Source organism: Edwardsiella sp. A.80236, from assembly GCF_044540725.1.
Taxonomy (GTDB): Bacteria; Pseudomonadota; Gammaproteobacteria; order Enterobacterales; family Enterobacteriaceae; genus Edwardsiella; species Edwardsiella tarda.
This window is the reverse complement of record NZ_JBIUCY010000050.1, coordinates 1-2,173: the sequence shown is the minus strand read 5'-3', so window position 1 is coordinate 2,173 and position 2,173 is coordinate 1. Positions and strand designations below refer to the sequence as shown.

The following is a 2,173-nucleotide window of genomic DNA, read 5'->3' as shown; positions in this document are numbered from 1 at the left end:
AGACGGGAAGTTTCGGCCCTTACGGATGCCCGGAAAACCTTAGCGTACGATTTTTTCCGAATTCTGCGGGCTCCCCTTTCCAGCACAGGTGAAGGTTTCGAGACCGATCTGGTGGAAAAGCTGGTAGGTGAAAAGCTGCGCACACGGCGAGACGAAATCGAAACCCAACGCCAACATGTGCGTGATGCAGTAAGCCGCTGGCTCAGGTTCAGAAATAACGCCGAACTCAAGCGTGATTACGAGTCCCAGCTCACGGATGCCAACTTCCGGCTGAAGAAGTTTGAGGAGTACGGGGTTAACGACAGGCTACAAAAGCGCCTTGGCTTCCAGGATGATGATGCTGCGCTGACCCGAATGAAGGATCGGGCAGACAGCTTCGTGATCGCTCTCGGGCAATTGATTTCCGAGCATGAGGGCGATCTGCGTAACGTCACGAGCTACGTCTCCAAGCAGAATCCCAGCTTCTTCACGGCTTATTACGCCGAATTTGCCAACCTCGTTGCCAAGGTCGATCAGCTCAAGAAAATTGAGCAGGAGGCTCGCGCCATTACCGCACGGCTTCAAGACAAACAAGGCGAGTTCGACGGCGCGCGCCATAGTCTTCAGGAGGAGTTTGCCCAGGTCGAACGTCAATTGGCTCAGGAACTCAAGCAGACCGGCATGACTGCAATCACGCTGGATGACTTCCTGACCCAACAGCAGCGCAAAGCCAAGGCGGAAGATTACTTGAAGGATCTGGCCAAGCAAGAAACCCAGCAGAGCGACATCCGCGATATGCTGTTTGCCGAGATCGACAAGCTAAACGGGCTGTGGTTGTCCGAGTTCAACGCTATTAAGGCCGAACTGGATCGCGTGAACGTCGGCCACACCGCCCTGCAGATCGAAGCCGACTTCAAGGGCGACAAGGAAGCAGCCATCGGCTTCATGCAGCAGCTCTTCAAGGGTAGCAACATCCGCGAAACTACCCTGCGTGCCGTGATGGAGGATTACACCGATTTCGGCGGCCTGCTGCGTGATTTGCCAAACGCCTTGAAAAAAGCGGGCAGCACGCCGGAGGTCTTCGAAAAGACCTTCATCCAGAACCTAGTGGAGCTCGTCACTTATCAGGTGCCCAACCGCTTCGTCATCCGCTATCGTGGCAAGGAGCTCAAGTATCACTCGCTTGGGCAGCGAGCTTCCGCGCTGTTGTTGTACGTACTCAGCCAGCGCCAGAACGACGTGATCATCATCGATCAGCCGGAAGACGATTTGGACAACCAGACCATCTACGACGATGTGATCAAACTGCTGCGCGAGATGAAACCGTGCGCTCAATTCATCTTCGCCACCCATAATGCCAACTTTCCGGTGCTGGGTGATGCGGAGCAAGTGCATGCCTGCTGCTATCAGGACGAGCTATTCACCGTACAAAGCGGCAGCATTGACGCTCATCCAGTGCAGGACGCGATCATCAACATCATGGAAGGAGGCCAGGAAGCCTTCAAACGACGCAAAGAGGTTTACAACCTATGGAAACCACAGAGCTGATCAAGATGTTAAGCCGTGGCAAAAACATCTGTCATCAGTTCAAGGAGAGCATGAAAATGCCCTAGGACAGTTACTGACAGATGGCAAGAGAGAAAAAAGATAAACGCATTAATAAAAAAATATAAATAGTCCGGAGCAGGTATTGTGCGCCCAGCGGCAGATCAATGTACCTTTGATCAGAACTGAGCATTATGCTCAGGGCGCAAAATGTCGATCATACTGCGTTATTTTGCCCAATCTTCCAGCATCAACCCCGCTACCCTCTCAAACTCCCGTGTATTATTCGTCACCAAAATCGCTCCGGCAGCGATGGCGTGTCCGGCGATCGCCGTATCGTTCGGGCCAATTGGTGTGCCAGCGGCGGCTAACGCGGCCTTAATTACAGTGGTGGCATCGACTGCCGTCTTATCCCACGGCAGGATGGCGTCCAGCCTGGAACAGAACGCATCAACTAATTGTACATGGCGTGGCGAGGCCTTCTTACCAATGGTACCGAATCGCATTTCAGCATAGGTGATAGCCGACACGACGATGCGATGGTTGTGCAGAACGGCTTGCTCTAGGCGTTTTAGGCTGTGTCCCTTAATCACCTGAGCTATAGTAACTGCCTGTTTCCATGACATATTGAACTATGGCTCGTTACGAT

2 protein-coding genes are annotated in these 2,173 nt (G+C 53.1%); one reads left to right on the top strand and one right to left on the bottom strand.

Annotated elements, in window-relative coordinates:
- The coding region (locus ACEQFP_RS17370) for an AAA family ATPase (protein WP_396464372.1) at positions 1-1,527 on the top strand (1,527 nt) is incomplete at its 5' end.
- Positions 1,528-1,751: 224 nt separating this feature from the next.
- On the opposite strand, the gene ACEQFP_RS17365 is transcribed toward ACEQFP_RS17370, so the two are convergent.
- On the bottom strand, positions 1,752-2,150 hold the full coding sequence (locus tag ACEQFP_RS17365) for a PIN domain-containing protein (protein WP_370547120.1): 399 nt from the start codon (positions 2,148-2,150) through the stop codon (positions 1,752-1,754).
- Between the last annotated feature and the right edge of the window lie 23 nt (positions 2,151-2,173).